We start from the raw sequence: 19,790 nt of genomic DNA on the forward strand, positions 1-19,790 counted from the left end.
GGCGCGCGCCTGGCGTATAGGAAGGGAACAGCCCATGGCAACCATCTCCACCGCCGATTTCAAGAACGGCATGTGCATCGTCTACAACGGCAAGAAGTGCAAGATCGTTGAATTCCAGCACGTCAAGCCGGGCAAGGGCAGCGCGTTCGTGCGCATGAAGATGCGCGATATCCGCAACGGCCGCGTGCTTTCCGATACGGTGAACGCCGGCTTCAAGTTCGAGACCGTCCGTCTCGAGCAGTCCACGATGCAATACCTCTACAACGACGGCGTGGATTTCTACTTCATGGATCCGCAGAGCTACGAGCAGATTTCCCTGCCGGCCGACCAGGTGGGCGCAAACGCTCAGTGGCTGAAGGAAAATGACGAGGTCACGCTCGAATATGCCGACGGCGAGCTGCTCGGCGTCGAGCCTCAGATGTTCGTCGAGCTCACGGTCGCCGACACCGAACCGGGCTTCAAGGGCGACACCGTCCAGGGTTCCACCAAGCCCGCCACGCTCGAGACCGGCGCCGAAGTGAAGGTCCCGATGTATGTGAATGTCGGCGACGTCCTCCAGATCGACACGCGCGACGGCCGCTTCGTCAAGCGCATGTAGGACCGCTGCGCACGCCGTTGTAAGGTTGTCGCGCAACCTGCTGCGCAACCGTCGCATACATCGCCGCGTTCCAGCACGACGGTGATACCACGCCGCCCGGCTCCACGCGAGCTGCACCCCGATATTCAGATTTAGGAAACTGAGACGGAATTTCAAAGGTGCGTCTCAAAGCGAGTCGGGCGGTTTTCTTCGCACGTGGTAAGACTTCTACGCGCGTATCCTGTGCATGCCGCCTGATTGCGGATTCGCGTCCGTTTCCCTTTTTTATAGTGGGTTGATATGGGAGCATAGCGGGTTGGGGCAGGAGCAAGGCTTCATTCTATCGGTTCCATTCCATCAATCTACCTGCCAACGGCGTTCTGCTTGCATCAAAGAGAGAGCAAAATAGGGGAGGGGGTATAGCCCCTTTTTCGACGAGAAATCCGATGCCGGTGTCAAAATATGGCTGTTTAGAGAATCTCGAACCTTATTTTTGTCGTAACTACAACGAAACTGCCTTATGCGATGCACTATTTAGTTGTAATTACAACTTATGTATCGAAAATATACCCCTATAGGGTATACAAAACTCTGATTTTTTGGCATTGAGGGAGGGTTTGACTTGCAGCCTTCGGCACACGACCCGCGCGACCCGGGAGCAGGTTAGATAGGGATTAGGTTAGACATGAAAGACGAACCTACATGATGACGATCGATGCAACGATGGAAATTCGCGCACGGCATGACGACAAGGAAGACGCTCCTTCTATTCATTCTTCAATCAGAACGGACATCGGATACGGAGTCGCGTTCGCATTCATGGACGTCGGCGACATTTCTCGATCGGCCTCTGAGAGGAGGCCGGGCCTGGCTGGCGGTCATGCAGCCGGTCCGTGACGCCTGTCCATCTCCTCCCGGATGCGCCGCGCAGGGACGCTGAGAACCGTGTGCGCCGCCACGAGGATCACGAAGGCAGCGCCGAGAACCGGATGCGCACTGTGCAGGCAGCCTGCGAACGGGAATCCCGACAGGATCATGACGACGAGCGCCAAAGGCAAAACGACCCACGAAATAACGCTGTGGGCAGCGTAGATGGCGGCGTCGCGTTTGAATCCCGAATCAGCGAGCGCGTGATAGCGGTATCCGAACGGAGGGTTGGACCTGCCTGCGCTCCTCGCCTTCACGATGACGGCCTCCGCCATGCCCGCGACGAACAGGAGGAGCAGCGCCGCGCTGGAGATGCGGTGCACCATGTGCGCGGTGTTGTCCAGACTCGGGTTCGTCATGAGCATGATGCCGGAGATGATGGAAGCCAAGAATGCGACGATTCCCGCCATATGGACGACGAAGAAGGGGAAGGGATGCAGCCGATAGTGGTCTTCGAGGCGGGTCATCTGGTCTTCTCGAGTCCAGGAATGGCGTCGATCTCTTCATCGGAAACGGGTTCGTAGGCGCGTTTGCCCACTGCCCGAGCGTATGAGGAGCACCAGGGGCACAGCTTGTCGTCGCTCGCGCGTACCGCCTGATACCAGAACCCATGCTGCTTCTTGCGGGCCGCCCTGCACCCTGGGCATAGGTTCAAGCAGAAATTCGCGCGTTTGACATCCTTGTCGTGCAATTCGGCTTCTTGTTCGGGAGTCAGAGTGCTTCCCCACATTTGCGCATCATCCATGGCAAGGCTCCGTCTTTCGGAACTGCGTTTTCCAGAGTGTATGTGCGGGCTAACTCTTTGTCAACGACACGAGGAGAACGGAGTATGGGTCTTCGTTTTGCTTATACTGTCTCCATCCGAAGACAGTATGAAGACGTGGCTCAAAGTAAAGCCTCCAACAGATGCTGATCGGACGGGATGGATTCCATGCTAGGATGCTGAAGCGTGGAGGGAGGTCCGTATGGCTATGCGCTTTGAAAAAGAGAAGGTTTCCGCCGAGGGTTCCAAGATGGCTATCGGTTCCCCGGGCATTGATTCCGCGGGTAATGCAACTCTCGAGCGCATCGAAGACGAGCTCGACCTTCAGGCGTGGGAAGTCGCTAAGGCCGCGTTCGATGCCGATTCCGAAACCATCTCCGCTGCCGACATCGCATTGAAGTATCTCTAGCGCACGGGCGGTTCGCGTCGTTTGATCGCCGAGCCTTGCAGTCGCGCGATCCCCTCAGTCGCCCGCTCACACCAGCTCTGCCTTTTACCTGATGTTCACCAAGCTGACGCGGGGCGTTTCCGACGCGCTGCGTATAATGATCAGCTATCGACTGCGCGGGGAAGCGCGGCGAATCGACTCCGAAGAGGTGAAGCATGCCAGGTTTGCAGCTCATGGATACCACCATCCGTGACGGCCAGCAGAGCCTTTGGGCGACGCGTATGCAGTTGGGCGATATGCTGCCCATCCTGCCGAAGATGGACAAGGTCGGCTACTGGGCCATCGAGGCCTGGGGCGGCGCCACGTTCGACACCTGCCTGAGGTTTCTGGACGAAAACCCCTGGGAACGCCTGCGTTCCATCAAGCGCCTGACCCCCAACACCGATCTCTCCATGCTGACGCGCGGTCAGAACCTGGTTGGCTACAAGCACTATTCCAAAGACATCATCAACCGCTTCACGGCGTGCGCCAAGAAGAACGGCGTGCAGGTCTTCCGCGTCTTCGACGCCCTGAACGACATCCGCAACGTCATCGACAGCGCCGAGGCGGTCAAGGCCTGCGGCGGCTGGTTCGAACCGGCCATCTCCTACACCGTCTCGCCGGTGCACACGCTGGATGCCTATATCGAATACGCCCAGCAGCTCAAAGATCTTGGCGCCGACTCCATCGCCATCAAGGACATGGCGGGCATGCTCACGCCATATCGAACGGAACGCCTGGTCAGCGTCCTGAATGCCGAAGTCGGCCTGCCGGTCCACCTGCATTGCCACTACGTCGGCGGCATGGCGCCCACCAACATCCTCAAGGCCGCCGAGGCCGGCGTCGCCGTGGCCGACACCGCGTCCGCCCCGCTCGCCTTCGGCAACAGCCATCCCGCGGTCGAAACCGTCGTCGCCGCGCTGCGCGAAAGCAAGTACGACACAGGCTACGACATCGATCTCCTGTTCGAAATCGCCGATTACTGGGAAGAGGTCCGCAAGCGCGGCCACTATAACCGCGGCGTGACGTCGCTCGCGCACATGAAGGTCTTCAGCCATCAGGTGCCCGGCGGCATGATGTCGAACCTCGTGGCCCAGCTGGAAATCCAGAAGGCGACCGATCGCCTGGACGAGGTGCTGGTCGAAATCCCGAAGGTGCGCGCCGAGGTCGGCTATCCGCCGCTCGTCACGCCTATGAGCCAGATCGTCGGCACGCAGGCCGTCCTCAACGTGCTCACCGGCTCCCGTTGGAGCATCGTCTCCAAGGAAATGAAGGACTACCTGTGCGGCTACTACGGCAAGGCGCCCGGTCCGATCGACCCCGACGTCTTCAAGAAGGTCGTCGGCGCATCCGACAGCGTGCTGCCTCCCGACGCGTCTCCCGCCTCGCTCGTCACCACCACCTACGATGAAGTCGCGGAAGAGATCGGCGACCTCGCCCAATCCGAGGAAGACGTGCTCATGTACGCCCTCTTCCCGAACGAGGCGCGCAACTACCTGTCCAAGCATCGCGCCACCGAGAAGGTGGAGTTCCTGCTCGAAAACGAGTCCAACCAGACCAAGGAGGACGATTACGTGGATATCAGCCAGATTCGCGAGCTCGCGAAGGTCGTTGAGGATTCCGGCGTAGGCGAAATCACCGTCGAAGAGGACGGCATGCGCATCAGCATCAGGATGCCCGGCGCGGCTCCTGCGGCTTCCGCTGCCGCAGCTCCCGTCGCAGCAGCGGCTCCTGCCGCCCAGCCTGCCGCAGCCCCTGCGGCCGCGCCTGCTGCCGAGGAAGATTCCCGTCCTGCCAACTGGGTGAAGGTCTCCGCTCCGATGGTCGGCACCTTCTACGCCGCCCCCGCTCCCGGCGAGCCTGCCTTCGTCAAGGTGGGCGACGAGGTCGCTGCCGGCGAGACGCTCTGCATCGTCGAAGCCATGAAGCTCATGAACGAGATCGGCGCGCCCCAGATGGGCATCGTGCGCGAGATCTGCGTCGAAGACGCCTCGCCGGTCGAATACGGCACGGCGCTCTTCTATATCGAGCCGTATCGCGAGGCCGACGCGGGCGAGGGAGCGTAGATCCCATGTTCAAGAAGATCCTCATCGCCAATCGCGGCGAAGTGGCCCTGCGCATCATGCGCGCGGCCCGCGAGCTGGGCGTGAAGACGGTCGCGGTGTATTCCGAGGCCGACCGCGACACGCTGCCCGTTCGCTACGCCGACGAGGCGGTCTGCATCGGACCTGCGCCTGCCGGCAAGTCGTACCTGGTCATGTCGAATATCATTGCGGCGGCGAACACCACCGGTTGCGAAGCCGTGCACCCCGGCTACGGCTTCCTCGCCGAAAACGCCGACTTCGCCCGCGCCTGCGCCGACAACGATCTCGTCTTCATCGGCCCGTCGCCCGACTGCATCGAACGCATGGGCAACAAGGCGGCCGCCCGCGAGACGATGACCGCCTGCGGCGTTCCTACCGTTCCCGGCTCCGACGGCGTGATCGAAGACGTCGAGGATGCCCGTGCCTTCGCCGATCGCGTCGGTTACCCGGTGCTCATCAAGGCATCGGCCGGCGGCGGCGGCAAGGGCATGCGCGAGGTGCACGACCCGAAGGATCTGGACGGCGCGTTCTCGGCTGCCAAGGCCGAGGCCCAGGCGGCATTCGGCAACGGAGACGTCTACCTGGAAAAGCTCGTGCTGCGCCCGCGCCACGTGGAAATCCAGGTTCTGGCCGACGACTTCGGCAACCATATCTCGCTCTGCGAACGCGACTGCTCTATCCAGCGTCGCCATCAGAAGCTGCTCGAGGAAGCGCCGTCGCCGGCGCTCACGCCCGAGCTGCGTCGCGCGATGGGCGTCGCCGCCATCAAGGCCGTGCGCGCGGTCGACTACCGCAATGCCGGCACGATCGAGTTCCTGCTCGACGAGTCCGGCAAATTCTACTTCATGGAGATGAACACGCGCGTGCAGGTGGAACATCCCGTCACCGAGCAGATCACCGGCGTGGACATCATCAAGGAGCAGCTGCGTATCGCTGCGGGCGAACCGATGCGGTGCGCGTCGCGCGCGCCGTTCTCGCCGAACGGACATGCCATCGAGTTCCGCATCAACGCCGAGGATCCGGACAACGATTTCCGTCCGAGCCCCGGCACCATCACGCGTTTCGAGGTACCGACCGGTCCTGGCGTGCGCATCGAGACATACCTCACCCAAGGCGCGAAGATCTCGCCCTACTACGATTCCATGGTCGCCAAGCTCATCGTCTGGGGATCCGATCGCGAAGAGGCGCTCCAGCGCGCCCGCCGCGCGCTCGACGAATTCGCCATCGAGGGCATCCCGACCACGATCCCGTTCCACAAGCGCGTGCTCGATACGGCCATCTTCCAGGCCGGGGAAGCGCGCACCGACTTCATCGACATCGCGTTCTAGCGCGCATGCGCGTCGAAGCGGCATCTTCGGACGGATAGTCCGTTTCCAGGTCGCCCCGCATCCTTCGAAAAGAAGAGGATGCGGGGCGATCCGGCTCCTCATGGTCTTTCTTCATCGAACAGGCGCGCCTTCGATTGCGAGCGGCCGCGTGCGGTACAATGGGCAACTGCGTATATACGGGCTCCATGAAAGGACCAGCCATGAGCGAAGAACTGTATATCGACGGCCTCGGCCTCGCGCCGGGCGTCATGGAAACCATCGTTTCCCTCGCGGCGAAAGACATTGAAGGCGTGGCCAGCGTCGGCGCGTCGTCCCTTTCCGGGCTTCGTTCGCGCTTCGCGCCCAAGAGCGCCCAGCCTGCTCCTGCGGTCGACGTCACGATGGATGACGCGCAGCAGATCAACGTGGCCGTCCATATCGACGTCGAATACGGCAAGGTCATCCCCGAGGTGGCCGAAAAGGTCCGCACGGCGGTCGTGGATGCGGTCGCAACGCAGATCGGCTTCGCCGTCGCGTCGGTCGACGTCTTCGTCGACGGCATCGTCTTCGGAGAATAGGGTCAGCGCCACATGGGAAAAGCCAAGCGTCAAGAGCACACCTTCGGCCGCCGTTCGGCCGCCTCGGTGCTGTATCAGAGCGAAATCATCGGTAAGCCGGTGGACCGGATCCTCGAAGAGGGCGATATCCCCGAGGAAGCCGGTCTCAATGAATACGGCCGTCTTCTGCTGCTGGGCTTTTCCGCCCATCGTGCGGAAATCGACCGCATCATCAGCGAACGCTCTGCGAATTGGGCCGTCAACCGCATGCCCATGGTCGATCGCGAGCTTCTGCGCATCACCGTGTACGAGATGAAGTACGTCGACGCGGTGCCGATCCCCGTATCCATCAACGAAGCCGTCGAAATCGCCAAGGAATTCGGCGGAGACGATTCCTACCGCTTCATCAACGGCCTGCTCGGTCGCGTCGCGCGCGATCTGGACGAGCAGGCATCCGGTTCCGGCTCCGATTCCGATGCGGCGTCCGCGCCCGATGATGCCGCGTCCGCCGAGCCGGCGGAATCCCCTGCGGCCGACGGGTCTGAAGATGCGGTCGAATCCGAACCCATCGAAACGGTCGAAGGAACCGCTGCAACCGCCGAACCCGAGGTATCGGCGGCTTTCGCCGCCGACGGTGCGGCTCCGGCTGCTCCCGAGGTCGCCGCCGTTGCGCTTTCGGTCGAGGACTAAGGACGTTTCCCATGGAAGATCAGCGTGGGTTCACGGAGATACGCGATCGCCTGACGGCGATCGACGGCCAGGTCAGGGAAGAGGGCGTGACTCTTGACGAAGCGCTTGCGCTCTATGACGAGGCCGTGAAGCTCGGCATGCAGGCAACTGATCTTCTTGAACAGCTGACCAGCACCGATGATGATGCTGTCGCTGGGAATCCTTCCCCCGCGTCGTCCGAAGCCATCGGCGACGATACGGCGTCCGGTCAATCCGAGAGGAGGGACGGCGACGCGGGCCTGTAGACCTGCCGAACCTTCCGCCTATGGTTATTCGCTTGCTTGACTCGATCGAGTCTCCGGCCGATCTTAAGACGCTCACGGACGATCAGCTCGCACGTCTCGCCCATGAGATTCGCGAGCAGATCATCTACACCACGTCGAACAACGGTGGCCACATCGGCCCGAGCCTCGGCGTGGTCGAGCTCATCCTCGCGTGCCACGCCGTCATGGATTGCCCGACCGACAAGCTCGTCTTCGACGTGGGGCATCAGGCTTATGCGCATAAGCTCGTCACCGGTCGCGCGAAGGACTTCGATACGCTCAGGACCTTCGGAGGCATCTCGGGCTTTCCGAAGCCGTCCGAAAGCCCCTACGACGTGCATCCCTCGGGTCACGCATCCGATTCGCTTTCGGTCGCGCTCGGCTGCGCGATGGCCCGCGACCTGCGCGGAAGCCATGAGAAGGTAGCGGCTATCATCGGCGATGCCGCACTGTCGGGCGGCATGGCCTTCGAAGCCTTGAACCACATCGGCCAGACGCAGACCCAGATGGCCGTCATTCTGAATGACAACGAGATGTCCATTTCACGCAGTGTCGGCGCCATGGCCAACTACCTCGGCCGCATGCGCGCCTCGCGCGCCTACACCACGCGCAAGGACCAGCTGCAGGAGCGCCTGGAATCGGGCGGGAAGGCGTCGCGCGGCTTCCTGAACATCAGCCGCGGCCTGAAAGACTCCATCAAGCAGTTCATCATTCCCGACGAGATGCTGTTCGAGCAGCTCGGACTCGTATGCACCGCTCCTATCGACGGCCATGACATCCCGGCGCTCAAGAGCATCCTTTCCGCCGTGCTGGATTCGGACGTCCCCGTGCTCATCCACGTGGTCACGAAGAAGGGCCGCGGCTACGGCCCGGCCGAGAAGAACCCCAGCATATTCCATGGCATCAGCCCCTTCGACATACGCACCGGCAAGCCCCTCGCATCCAATAATGCCGCCCCGAAGTACACGAACGTGTTTTCCGACGCGCTCGTGCGCGAGGCGAAGGACAACGAAGACGTCGTGGCCATCACGGCCGCGATGAAGGACGGCACCGGCCTGGCGAAGTTCTCGTCCGAATTCCCCGATCGGTTCATCGACGTGGGCATCGCCGAGGAGCATGCCGTCGGTCTTGCGAGCGGTCTTGCCGCGAACGGCAAGCTTCCGGTCGTCGCGCTCTATTCCACGTTCTTACAGCGCGCCATCGACCAGATGATCATCGACAACGCCCTGCCCGACCTGCACGTGGTCTTCGCCATCGATCGCGGCGGCCTCGTCGGCGACGACGGCCCCACGCATCATGGCGTCTTCGACCTGGTCTATACGCGCATGGTTCCCCATATGCGCGTGCTCGCGCCTTCAGACGAGGCGGAACTCGTATCCGCTCTGCATACAGCTCTGGCGTTGGACGGCCCCGTCGCTCTGCGCTATCCGCGCGGGGCCGGTCGCGGCGTCGCGCTTCCTTCCGAACCCGAAACCTTCGAGCCGGGCGTGTCGCGCCTGGTGCGGGAAGGCTCCGATGTCGCGCTGCTCGCGTTCGGACGCATGGTGCAGGAGGCCGAGGGCGCGGCCGACGCGCTCGAGGCCGCAGGGCTTTCGGTGCGCGTCGTGGATATGCGTTGGGTGAAGCCGCTCGATATGGAGGCCGTCATGTCCGCCGCGCGCGACTGCAGGCTTATCGTGACCCTCGAGGAAGGCGTCATCCAGGGCGGCGTCGGCGAGGCGGTCATCCACGAGGTCGTCGATCACGCACGCGACCTGGCGCGCATTCCCGACATGATGACCATCGGCATTCCTGACGAGTTCGTTCAGCAGGGCAAGGTGCCGCTGCTGCATCATGCGATAGGCATCGATGCCGAAGGCATCGCGCGATCGGTCGCCGAACGCCTGTCGGTCACGCTCGCATAAGGCTCCTGCGATGTCGCCGCATGCATCGGGCGCGCAGAGCGCTGCGCGCAAGGCGAAGAAGCGCCGGCTGGATGACGAGCTCGTCGATCGCGGCATGTTTCCCGACAGGGAAGCCGTCCTGCGCGCGGTGCTCGCCCGCGAGGTCAAGGTGAACGATGCGTTCGCCGCGAGCGCCGCGGTTCCGGTCGCTCCCGATGCCGACCTATCGGTCAAGGGCCGGCGCAAGTACGTATCGCGCGGAGGCTATAAGCTCGAAGGGGCGCTCGATGCTTTCGAGCAGGCGGTCGAAGGATGCTCCTGCATCGATATCGGCAGCTCGACCGGCGGATTCAGCGACTGCCTCCTGCAGCGCGGCGCGAAGGGCGTCGCCTGCGTGGACGTGAACTACGGCATGCTTGCCTGGCAGGTGCGCACCGACCCGCGCACGCGCGTCTTCGAGCGCACCAATATCCGCACGGCCGACCCTGCCGATCTCGGCGCTCCGTTCGATGTGCTCGTGGCCGACCTCTCGTTCATCGGGCTCGCGTCGCTCGCCGGGGTGTTCGCCCGGCTGTGCCATGCGGGCAGCGTCCTTATCGCGCTCGTCAAGCCCCAGTTCGAAAGCGCGCACGGCGAGACCGACCATGGCATCGTCACCGACGAGGCGGTGCGCCTGCGTACGGTCGAAGAGGTGAAAGCGGCGCTCGCGGAGGCGGGCTTCACCGTCTCGGGCGTCGTCGAAAGCCCCATCACCGGCACGAAGGGAAATATCGAATACCTGGTGCGCGCGACGTTCGCCGTGTAGCGCGGCAGGTTCGAACGGGTAGTCTGTGCGGGTTATCGAAGGAAGCGAGACCGATGGCCATGACAGCGGCATCGAGGGCGCTGCATAGAGAACGGCGCGGCTGAAACAGGCGCCGCCATCGCCATCGATGCCGCCTTCCCTCGATCCTGAAGCCGACTGAAGGCCGCCGAAGCCGTGCAGGCGGCCGTGCCGACCGATCTTAGATGACGTAGAACCAGGGGTCTTCCTGCTCGCCGGGCTGGCGCACGCGCACTTCCTGGTTCTTGAGCGCCACGCGCGAATTCTTCGGCACCGACGAGGTGACGAAGGCGTTGCCCGCAATGACCGATCCCTCGCCGATCACCGTTTCTCCGCCGAGGATGCTCGCGCCTGAATAGATGGTCACATGGTCTTCGATGGTGGGATGGCGCTTGATGCCCTTGAGCTTCTGCCCTGCGCGCGTCGAAAGCGCGCCGAGCGTGACGCCCTGGTAGATCTTCACATGATCGCCTACCACGGTGGTCTCGCCGATGACGACGCCGGTCGCATGGTCGATGAAGAAGTATTCGCCGATCGTAGCGCCCGCGTTGATGTCCACGCCGGTGCCGCTGTGCGCGTACTCGCTCATGATGCGCGGAATCAAAGGCACGTTCTGCAGATACAGCTCATGCGCGAGGCGGTAGACGTAGATGGCGAAGAATCCCGGATACGAGAAGATGATCTCTTCCTTGCTCTGCGCCGCCGGATCGCCGTCGAAGGCCGCCTGCACGTCCTTCAGAAGCAGGTCCTGCAACGCGGGCAGGCGGTAGAAGAACGTCGAGCAGATCTCGCTCGCGCGCGTGTCGGCGTCGTGATAGCCGATCGCATCGCCGTCGCGGAAGAGCAGCGCCTCCCGCACCTGTTCGTGCAGCGCGCATTCCACCTTCGACAGCGTGTCGCCGATGAAGTACTTGGGACCCGAGCCGCACGGGACCTCGTCCCCGAAATAGCGGGGGAACATGACGCGCCGGACGTTCTTCACGATGTCGATGATGGCGGTGCGGCTGGGGAAGTGACGCTGGGGATCGGTGAAGGAGATCTCCTGCACGTCGTATTTCCGGGCGATCTGGTCGACGATCCCGTCGAGCTTCTCATTGAACATCGTATGCTCGTTTCTTCTGGTAGGGAATACGGACGGTCGATGGTGCGAACGAATGCGGCGAAGGCCGGCGCGTCCGAGGCTCTTCGATCGGGCCGGCGCCTCGTCGCACGGGGTGCTACATGGAACGATAGCGCTCCATGACGATGTGCTGGATCTCCTGGATGTTCGGCGGGGTCCAGGAGATGGCGTCGGCGCCGGCTTCGATGGTCGTCAGGATGCTTTCGTCGGTCTTGCCGCCCGATGCGATGATAGGCACATCGGGCAATACGGCGCGCAGCTCGCGCACCACATCGGCCGTGCGCACGCCGGCGGCGACGTTGATGATGCGGGCCCCGGCCTCGATTTTCTCGAGGACGATGTCGTCGAAGTCGGTGACCGTCGCGATGACGGGGATGTCGATCAGCCGCGAGATGCTGCTGATGACCGCAACGGGGGTGGGGGAGTTCACGACGACGCCCGCCGCCCCCTGCATGTCGGATTCGAGCGCGAGCTCGACCGAGCGCGTGCCCGTGGTCTTTCCGCCGGACACGCCGGTGAAGACCGGGCGCTCCGATGTCGCGATCAATGCTTTGGTGATGATGGGCTGACAGGTGAACGGGTAGACGGACAGCACGGCATCGGCGTCGCAGTTGCGGATGACGGCGATGTCGGTTGAGAAGATCCAGGACTTGAGCGTGCGGCCGAAGATGGATATGCCTGCGCAGCGGTCGATGACCTCGGGCACCGGCAGCTCGGCCCTGCGATAGATGCCGCTGATCTGCTTCGGGGCCAGCGGGCGCAGGGTCGAGGCCTCGATGTCTTCGATCGTCTTGAGGTCACGGCGCACGGAATCGTATTCAGGGGCGATGAAATCAGACATGGGTCATCTTCTTTCGTTCGTGCAAAGGGTGCGTCGCCTGCGGCGGACGATCCCCGATCGGCGGGTTCATCAGGGGTCATCGAAGGCATGGCGTTGATGAGCACGTCTATCGGAAGGTGCCGTGCGCGCAGCGGCGCGTGGTTTGGAGGAGCATTATATAATGCGCGTTCGCCTGCGCAGGGCGTCCGTTGCGATTCTTCTCATTTCGTTACGCATCGTTTTCATGCGAAAAAGTGCTACGATTTTAAATAACGTAATACTTGAGGCCAAGCGGAGAAAGGGATGGTCCGAGGGATGCATAGGCGCTCGGTCGGGGAAGGGCCGCGTGCGTGCGCATCTCCGACGGCGCTCCCTCATCGCGCGAGGCCTTCCCGACCGGAAAGGGATGCGCCATGCATATTCCAGAGAACTACCTGAGTCCGTCCACCTGCGGCGTTTTCGGCGCCGTAATGGTCCCCATTTGGGGATTCGCCATCAAGAAGGTGCGCGAGACGGTGCCGCGCGAAAAGATGCCCCTGCTCGGCATCGCGGCGGCGTTCTGCTTCCTCTCCATGATGTTCAATATTCCCATTCCGGGCGGATCGACGGGCCATGCCGTCTGCGCGACGTTGGTCGCCGTGCTGTTCGGCCCCTGGGCCGCCACGATCGCGGTATCCATCGCGCTCATCATCCAAGCCGTGCTTTTCGGCGACGGCGGCATTCTGGCCCTGGGCGCCAACTGCTTCAACATGGCCGTCGTCATGCCGTTCGTGGGCTACGGCGTCTACTCGCTCGTTCGCGGCGGTTCCTCCGACCTGAAGCGCGAGCTCGTCGCCGCAGGCATCGGCGCATACGTCGGCATCAATTGCGCCGCTTTGTGCGCCGCGCTGGAGTTCGGCATCCAGCCCATTCTTTTCACCGATGCCGCCGGCGCGGCCCTGTACTGCCCGTACCCCCTTTCGGTTTCGGTTCCGGCCATGCTCATCGGGCACCTCGCCGTCTGGGGTCCGGTCGAAGTCATCTTCACGGCGGGCATTCTCGCGTTTCTGCGCCGCACGGTTCCCGGATTCGGCCTCGAAGATGCCGCCACGCCGTCCGGGCGCGCGCTCGCGCCGGCGTTCGCGCTGATCGCCGCCCTCGTGGTGCTGACCCCGCTCGGGCTTATCGCCACGGGCGATGCCTGGGGGGAATGGGGTGCGGAAGACCTCGCGGATCTTGTCGGCTACACGCCCGCCGGCTTCGAGGGTTGGGAATGGGCGGCCGCCATGCCCGATTATTCCATCGGCGCCATGCCCGAAGCCGTCGGATACATATTGAGCGCCATCATCGGCGTTGCGCTGCTTGTGATCGCATTCCGCCTGTTCGCGTTCGCGTCGAAGCCCACGGTCGATTTCGACGGCCCTTCGAGCCGCGCATAGCGGCTCGCGGGTTTTTCGCGTATGGACGCGCCGTGCCCGCGCGGCGTAGGTACAATCCGAGAGTGAGACGCGGCATAGTCCGGCCTCACGCTCGGATACGGATGCGCAGGGGGAATCGTGAAAGATATGAGGGAAGGCGGGGCCGAGGCCGTCTGCGGCGCGCCGCGTATGCGTAACGCCCTGCCGCCATGGCTTCTTGCGTCCGAGGACTTCGTGCCTCCGCATGACCGCGATCGCTACATCTCGGGAAGCATGTCGTCCATCGCGACGGTGCTTTCCCAGTTCAGGCTTGATGACGGCGCATCGGCTCCGTTTTCTCCGACGGCGCCCGTGAAGCTCTTCGTCGCTTTCGCCTGCATCCTCATGACATCGCTTTCGACGAACTTCGTGTTCACGCTCATCGTGCTTGCGGGCGTGCTCGCGCGTCTCTGCCTGCTGCCGGCGGCGCATCTCAAGCGCGTCGTGGGCGTCGCGCTCGTTTCGTCGGCACTCACCTTCGCGCTCATGGCCCCCGCCGCCTTCTTCGGGCAGCCCCATTCGGCCGTTCTGCTGTCCGTCAAGGTGCTCGTATCGGTCTCCATCGCGTTGACGATGGCCGTGACCACGCCCTATAACCAGCTCACATCCGCTTTGCGCACGTTTCGCGTGCCGAGCCTCTTCATCCTGACCATGGATCTGGCGCTCAAGAACATCGTGCGCCTCGGGGAAGTCGCGCTCGAAGTCCTCACCGCGCTGAAGCTGCGCAGCGTGGGCCGTAACGCGCGCAAGGGCGATGCGGTGGGCGGCGTCTCAGGGGTCGTGTTCCTGAAATCGAAGGAATCCGCCGAAGTCACCTTCGATGCCATGCGCTGCCGAGGATTCGACGGGGAATACGAGACGCACGCCAAGGGCCCTGCGCGGCCTGCGGTCGATGCATGCTGGATCTGTCTGATCGCGTGCCTTGCGGCCGCGTTCATGTACCTTCAAGGACTGATGCCCCGATGATTTCCGGAACCTATCCCGACGCGGACGCGGAGCCGCCGATCGCGTGGAAGGAATCGGCGCCGGTGCGCTCGACCCGTTCCGATGCGGACAGAGAGTCGCCCGCCCACGACCACGATGCGCCCCATGCGTCGCGCACGCCGCTCATGGAATTCCGCGATTTCTGCTTCGCCTACGATGACGAGCCCGTCCTCTCGCACATCGACCTGTCGATCGCCATCGGCGACAGCGCGGTGCTGATGGGGGACAACGGCAGCGGGAAGTCCACGCTTCTGCGCGCGATGAACGGGCTCGTGTTCGCGCAACGCGGAAGCTATCGGTTCGACGGCGTCGAGGTGGATGCGCGCGCGATGAAAGACGCGTCCTTCGCCAAGCGGCTCCACCAGCGCGTAGGGTTCGTTTTCCAGGATTCCGACGCTCAGCTCTTCTGTTCGAGCGTCGAGGACGAGATCGCGTTCGGTCCTCGTCAGATGGGGCTTTCCGAGGCGGAGACCGCGCGCAGGGTCGACGATGCCTGCTCGATGATGGGCCTCGACCGCCTGCGTTCGCGCGCGCCGTACCACCTGTCCGGCGGCGAGAAGAAGAAGGTCGCGATCGCCTGCATCATGAGCATGAATCCCGACGCATACTGCTTCGATGAGCCTCTCAACGGGCTCGATCGGAAAACGCGCCGGTGGCTGCTCGGGTTCTTCAAGGAGCTGAAGGCGGCCGGCAAGACGCTCGTCATCGCGACGCACGATCAAAGCCTCGCGGACGAGGTCGCGGATTACTTCGTCTATATGGGCGCCATGCATGGGTATGTCGACGCGCCTCACGTGCATATCAACACGCGCGCCTGAGCGGGGCGAAGCGACCGCAGGGCAACGTTCCGCGCGCGACGGACGGCGTTTCGCGAAACGGCGGGAACCGGCCTGCGCATCCGTTCGATCCTGGGAGACGATTCCTTCATAATCCCAGATGAATGATGGATGAAAGACGTTCATTCGATGTATGGCCGCCGCGTTCCCGTTCTTTCGGCCGGAATGTTCCTACTATGGTCGGGCCAACCACTCCTAACAGAAGAGGTAATTCGCATGGGTCTTTCTCGCAACGAGAAGGTCATGGTCATCGTGCTGCTTGCCGGCACGCTGCTCGTGGTCCTCAATCAGACGTTCCTGTCGCCGGCGCTGCCGACGATCATGGCCGACTTGGCTGTCGATGCGACGACGGTTCAGTGGCTGACATCGGGATATGCTCTGGTTGAGGCCGTCGTCATTCCCCTGAACGCATTTCTCGTCGGTCGGTTCAGCACACGCAGGCTGTTCATGGGAGGGCTGTCGATGTTCGCCCTCGGCTCCCTCGTCGCGGCTGCCGCCCCGGCGTTTCCCGTGCTGCTGCTCGGGCGCGTGATGCAGGCGTGCGGAACCGGCGTGGTCATGCCGATGGTCTTCACGCTCATCATCCTGCTCTTCCCGCGCGAGCGCCGCGGTTCGGCCATGGGCATCGTCGGCCTGGTCATCAGCTTCGCTCCTGCCGTCGGCCCCTCGATCTCGGGCATTCTCATCGATTCGGTCGGCTGGCGTGCGCTCTTCGTGATCGTGGTCGTGCTCGCCGTCGCCGTCGTCATCGTCGCCGGGTTCTTCCTCGAAAACCGGAAAGGCTTCGAACGCGCATCGTTCGACGTTCCTTCCGTCATCCTGCTCGCCTGCGGCATGGTGGGGCTGCTCTACGGGCTTTCCACGTTCGCCTCGGGCAACCCTGTCGTGTCCGCGCTGCTCATGATCGTAGGCTTGGCGCTTCTCGGCGTGTTCGCGCGTCGTCAGCTCGCGCTCGAGTCGCCGATGCTGCGCGTGGGCGTGCTGAAGATCCGCGAATACCGTATCGGCGTCATCGCGGTCGCGCTGCTCCAGGCCGCCGTGTTCGGAGGCTGCTCGGTCGTCGTGCCGCTCTACATCCAAGGCGTGCTTGGTGAATCAGCCACCGTGTCGGGCCTGGTCATGCTTCCGGGTGCTGCCATCGGCGCTGGTATGAGCGTCGTCGCCGGCCGTCTGTTCGACAATTACGGCGCGCGCGCCATCGCGCTTTCGGGAGGCGCCGTCGCCGCGCTTGCGGCCTGCGGTCTTGCCGCGTGCGGCATCGACACCTCGATCATCATCGTCGCCGTGCCCTACACGCTCATGGTCATCGGCGTGCAGTGCGTCATGATGCCGATCAACACCTGGGGCATCAATGCGCTGCCCAACGACATGGTCCCGCACGGCAACGCGATCTCCTCCACGATCAATCAGGTGGGCATCTCGTTCGGAACGGCGTTCATCGTGAGCTTGACGGCCTTGGGCGCGACGGTCATGTCCGCATCCGACGCGACCATGCAGACGTTCGCGGGCGACCGCATGGCGTTCATCGGCGTATCCGCGCTCATGGTCGCCGTCTTCCTCATCATCCTGCTTCTCGTGAAGGATGCGAAGGGCGAAGCTCCTTCCGCCGCCTTCTCGGACGAGGCGCCCGTCGCCGATCTCCGCTCCAAGCCGGCGCTCGAATGGGTCGTTTCCGACGTCATGGACCGCGCCTGCGCGAACGTCCCTGAGGATGGCACGGTGGGCGATGCCCTGGCGATCTTCGCCCAGAGCGGCACGAGCGGCCTGCCCGTCACGGACGGCGCCGGCGCGGTCGTCGGCTTCATCTCCGACGGCGATGTGATGAAGTATCTGGGCAGCGAGGACTTCACGTTCTCCGACGGCTCGACGGTCTTCCGCGTCGGCGAGGATCGCACGTTCCAGGATCGTCTGGATGCGATGCGCAGCCTGAACGTCATGGAAATCGCCACCAAGCGCGTGATCGCGGTCGATGCGGGCATGGCGCTGGAAGACGCCTGCAAGATCCTGGCCGAGCGCCGCATCAAGAAGCTCCCCGTCATCTCGGCCGGGCGCTTCGTCGGATCCATCAGCCGTCGCAACGTCGTGCGCGCGCTGGCCGCCGTGGATGCGGGCCGGCTTCCCGAATGGGTGAGCTAGAAGCCGCTTGAAGCAGGGCGGGCTCGAAGCGGAAACGGCATCGCGCCCGCATGCGCCCTGCGACCGCGCAGCCGCATCCCGGCCGCTTCGCGTAGGCGCCGCGCCTGCATGCGCGTCCTGTGGAACAACCGTGCCCGAACGGCGGGGCGCGGTTGTCTTTCCTTCCGGGAAGGGTATACTGCTTGAGTTTCTATATTTCACATGTCCGAGCGACCCGCCATCCGCGAGTGGCCACCCGAAAAAGGCTGCGGAGCGGGGAAGACCTTGGGCAGAGGCTTAACGAATGGAGAGAGCTATGACGAAAGTCGGCATCAAGACCCTGCTCGACGCAGGCGCGCACTTCGGGCATCAGACCCGTCGCTGGAACCCCAAGATGAAGCCGTACATCTTCGGCCATCGCGGCGATATCTACATCATCGATCTCAAGCAGACCCTCGTCGGCCTGGACAACGCGTACACGTTCGTGTCCAAGACCGCATCCAAGGGCGGCACCATCCTCTTCGTCGGCACCAAGAAGCAGGCCCAGGAATCCATCGCCACGCAGGCCGACCGCTGCGGCATGCCCTACGTCAACTCCCGCTGGCTCGGCGGCATGCTCACGAACTTCGTGACCATCCGCTCCCGCGTCAAGCGCATGGAAGAGCTCGAAGCCAAGGAAGCCGACGGCACCATGGCGCTTCTGCCCAAGAAGGAGCAGACCCTGCTGCGCAAGGAGCTCGCCAAGCTGCAGACCAACCTCAACGGCATCCGCAACATGGCCAAGCTTCCCGACGCCATCTTCGTCGTGGATACCAACCGCGAGCAGCTCGCCATCCATGAGGCCAAGCGCCTCGGCATCCCCGTGGTCGGCACGCTCGACACCAACTGCGATCCCGACGACGTCGAATATGGCATCCCCGCGAACGACGACGCCATCCGCTCGGTCAACCTGCTGTCCACCTTCGTGGCCGACGCCATCGTCGACGCCACGGGCATCACGGGCATCGAAGAGCAGATGACCGCCGCAGCCGAGCCCGAGGCTCCCGTTGCCGCGGAAGCCGCCCCCGTCGCGGAAGCCGCCCCTGCGGCCGACGCCCCTGCCGCCGAATAATCCTGCGGCGCCCTGCACGTCCGTACGTTCGAAATCGCGCCTCGAGCCTCGGGGCGCGTCTCCCTCTGAAAGGATGAAAATGGCAACTATTACCGCCGCTATGGTCAAAGAGCTCCGCGAAATGACCGACGCCGCCATGATGGAGTGCAAGAAGGCCCTGGTCGAAGCTGAAGGCGACATGGAAAAGGCCGTCGACGTCCTGCGTACCCGCGGCCTGGCCGCCGTGGCCAAGAAGGCCGGGCGCGCCACTAACGAGGGCACCGTCATGGCGCTCGTGTCCGATGACGCAAAGGTCGGCGCCCTGGTCGAGCTCAACTGCGAGACCGACTTCGTCGGCATGAACGACAAGTTCAAGGCGTTCGCCGAGAAGATCGCCCGCGCTGCCATCGCCGCCAAGCCCGCCGACCTCGAAGCCCTCAAGGCCGCCGAGCTCGAAGGCGAGACCGTTGAAGCCATCGTCACCGAATGCATCCACATCATGGGCGAGAACACGCAGCTCACCCGCTTCGCCGTCCTCGAAGGCGGCGTGGTCGCCTCCTATATCCACATGGGCGGCAAGATGGGCGTTCTTGTCTCCTTCGACGTGGACGGCATCGACGCTTCCTCCGCCGAGTTCGTCCAGTACGGCCGCGACGTTGCGATGCAGGTCGCTGCCGTCAACCCGATTTCCGTCTCCCGCGAAGACGTCCCCGCCGATGTCGTCGAGCATGAGATGGGCATCTACAAGGCCCAGGCGGCCGAATCCGGCAAGCCCGAGGCCATCCAGGAGAAGATCGCCACCGGTCGCATGGAGAAGTTCTACAAGGAGCAGTGCCTGACCGAGCAGGAGTTCGTGAAGGATTCCGATCAGACGATCGCGTCCTACACCGCCGCCGTCGCCAAGCAGCTCGGCGGTTCCATCAAGGTCACCGGCTTCAAGCGCTTCACGCTCGGGGAAACCGCCTAGGTTTCTTCGCCGGCGCATCGTCGCTGTTGTTTTTGGCGAGGGCCGACCATCTGGGTCGGCCCTCGTTTCTTTTCTCGTACAA

At 63.4% G+C, this 19,790-nt stretch carries 19 protein-coding genes; 15 read left to right on the forward strand and 4 right to left on the reverse strand.

Going from position 1 to position 19,790, the window contains the following annotated elements; translation table 11 throughout:
• Positions 1–34: 34 nt before the first annotated feature.
• Positions 35–598, forward strand: coding sequence for an elongation factor P (gene efp / locus HMPREF1155_RS02470; protein WP_009076919.1), 564 nt, complete (start codon positions 35–37; stop codon positions 596–598).
• Positions 599–1,455: 857 nt separating this feature from the next.
• Here the strand turns inward: efp and HMPREF1155_RS02480 are convergent.
• Entirely contained in the window at positions 1,456–1,971 is a 516-nt protein-coding gene (locus tag HMPREF1155_RS02480) for a hypothetical protein (protein WP_009076995.1), read from the reverse strand.
• On the reverse strand, positions 1,968–2,249 hold the full coding sequence (locus HMPREF1155_RS02485) for a hypothetical protein (protein WP_081501514.1): 282 nt from the start codon (positions 2,247–2,249) through the stop codon (positions 1,968–1,970). The genes HMPREF1155_RS02480 and HMPREF1155_RS02485 overlap by 4 nt, the downstream gene beginning before the upstream one ends.
• Before the next feature lie 268 nt (positions 2,250–2,517).
• Here HMPREF1155_RS02485 and HMPREF1155_RS02490 point away from each other — a divergent pair, with 268 nt between their 5' ends.
• From HMPREF1155_RS02490 to HMPREF1155_RS02525, 8 genes are all read left to right on the forward strand, one after another.
• Positions 2,518–2,676 (forward strand): DUF6290 family protein, encoded by a 159-nt coding sequence (locus HMPREF1155_RS02490; protein ID WP_238319063.1) that lies wholly within the window; start codon positions 2,518–2,520, stop codon positions 2,674–2,676.
• Positions 2,677–2,870: 194 nt separating this feature from the next.
• Positions 2,871–4,760 carry an acetyl-CoA carboxylase biotin carboxyl carrier protein gene (gene accB, locus HMPREF1155_RS02495; protein WP_009077038.1) on the forward strand — a complete coding sequence of 630 codons (1,890 nt, stop codon included), beginning with the start codon at positions 2,871–2,873 and terminating at the stop codon, positions 4,758–4,760.
• Between the two features lie 5 nt (positions 4,761–4,765).
• Positions 4,766–6,106: an acetyl-CoA carboxylase biotin carboxylase subunit gene (gene accC / locus HMPREF1155_RS02500; protein ID WP_006361997.1), complete on the forward strand. Its 1,341-nt coding sequence runs from the start codon at positions 4,766–4,768 to the stop codon at positions 6,104–6,106.
• Between the two features lie 200 nt (positions 6,107–6,306).
• Positions 6,307–6,663 carry an Asp23/Gls24 family envelope stress response protein gene (locus tag HMPREF1155_RS02505; RefSeq protein ID WP_006361996.1) on the forward strand — a complete coding sequence of 119 codons (357 nt, stop codon included), beginning with the start codon at positions 6,307–6,309 and terminating at the stop codon, positions 6,661–6,663.
• 12 nt (positions 6,664–6,675) lie between these two features.
• Positions 6,676–7,332, forward strand: a complete 657-nt coding sequence (nusB, locus tag HMPREF1155_RS02510; RefSeq protein ID WP_009076803.1) for a transcription antitermination factor NusB — start codon at positions 6,676–6,678, stop codon at positions 7,330–7,332.
• A gap of 11 nt (positions 7,333–7,343) precedes the next feature.
• Positions 7,344–7,616, forward strand: a complete 273-nt coding sequence (locus HMPREF1155_RS02515; protein ID WP_006361994.1) for an exodeoxyribonuclease VII small subunit — start codon at positions 7,344–7,346, stop codon at positions 7,614–7,616.
• A gap of 20 nt (positions 7,617–7,636) precedes the next feature.
• Positions 7,637–9,538 carry a 1-deoxy-D-xylulose-5-phosphate synthase gene (dxs, locus tag HMPREF1155_RS02520; RefSeq protein WP_009076889.1) on the forward strand — a complete coding sequence of 634 codons (1,902 nt, stop codon included), beginning with the start codon at positions 7,637–7,639 and terminating at the stop codon, positions 9,536–9,538.
• Between the two features lie 10 nt (positions 9,539–9,548).
• Complete coding sequence (locus tag HMPREF1155_RS02525; protein ID WP_009076978.1) at positions 9,549–10,322, forward strand: TlyA family RNA methyltransferase; 774 nt, start codon at positions 9,549–9,551, stop codon at positions 10,320–10,322.
• A 199-nt stretch (positions 10,323–10,521) separates the two neighbouring features.
• On the opposite strand, the gene epsC is transcribed toward HMPREF1155_RS02525, so the two are convergent.
• Together epsC and HMPREF1155_RS02535 are read right to left on the reverse strand one after the other, a co-directional pair.
• Entirely contained in the window at positions 10,522–11,442 is a 921-nt protein-coding gene (gene epsC / locus HMPREF1155_RS02530) for a serine O-acetyltransferase EpsC (RefSeq protein ID WP_006361991.1), read from the reverse strand.
• 115 nt (positions 11,443–11,557) lie between these two features.
• A complete protein-coding gene (locus HMPREF1155_RS02535; RefSeq protein ID WP_009077067.1) occupies positions 11,558–12,301 on the reverse strand; it encodes a dioxygenase in 744 nt (247 codons plus the stop codon).
• A 392-nt stretch (positions 12,302–12,693) separates the two neighbouring features.
• Here HMPREF1155_RS02535 and cbiM point away from each other — a divergent pair, with 392 nt between their 5' ends.
• From cbiM to tsf, 6 genes are all read left to right on the forward strand, one after another.
• Positions 12,694–13,698, forward strand: coding sequence for a cobalt transporter CbiM (gene cbiM / locus HMPREF1155_RS02540; protein ID WP_006361988.1), 1,005 nt, complete (start codon positions 12,694–12,696; stop codon positions 13,696–13,698).
• Between the two features lie 126 nt (positions 13,699–13,824).
• A complete protein-coding gene (locus tag HMPREF1155_RS02545; RefSeq protein WP_009076916.1) occupies positions 13,825–14,682 on the forward strand; it encodes an energy-coupling factor transporter transmembrane protein EcfT in 858 nt (285 codons plus the stop codon).
• Entirely contained in the window at positions 14,679–15,518 is an 840-nt protein-coding gene (locus tag HMPREF1155_RS02550) for an energy-coupling factor ABC transporter ATP-binding protein (RefSeq protein WP_155999114.1), read from the forward strand. Before HMPREF1155_RS02545 ends, HMPREF1155_RS02550 begins: the two co-directional genes overlap by 4 nt.
• A 234-nt stretch (positions 15,519–15,752) precedes the next feature.
• A complete protein-coding gene (locus tag HMPREF1155_RS02555; protein ID WP_009077069.1) occupies positions 15,753–17,672 on the forward strand; it encodes an MDR family MFS transporter in 1,920 nt (639 codons plus the stop codon).
• 295 nt (positions 17,673–17,967) lie between these two features.
• Positions 17,968–18,762, forward strand: coding sequence for a 30S ribosomal protein S2 (gene rpsB / locus HMPREF1155_RS02560; protein WP_009076922.1), 795 nt, complete (start codon positions 17,968–17,970; stop codon positions 18,760–18,762).
• Between the two features lie 79 nt (positions 18,763–18,841).
• Entirely contained in the window at positions 18,842–19,708 is an 867-nt protein-coding gene (gene tsf, locus HMPREF1155_RS02565; RefSeq protein WP_039993200.1) for a translation elongation factor Ts, read from the forward strand.
• Positions 19,709–19,790: the final 82 nt, after the last annotated feature.

The organism is Slackia sp. CM382, assembly GCF_000293015.1.
Lineage (GTDB): Bacteria > Actinomycetota > Coriobacteriia > Coriobacteriales > Eggerthellaceae > Slackia > Slackia exigua.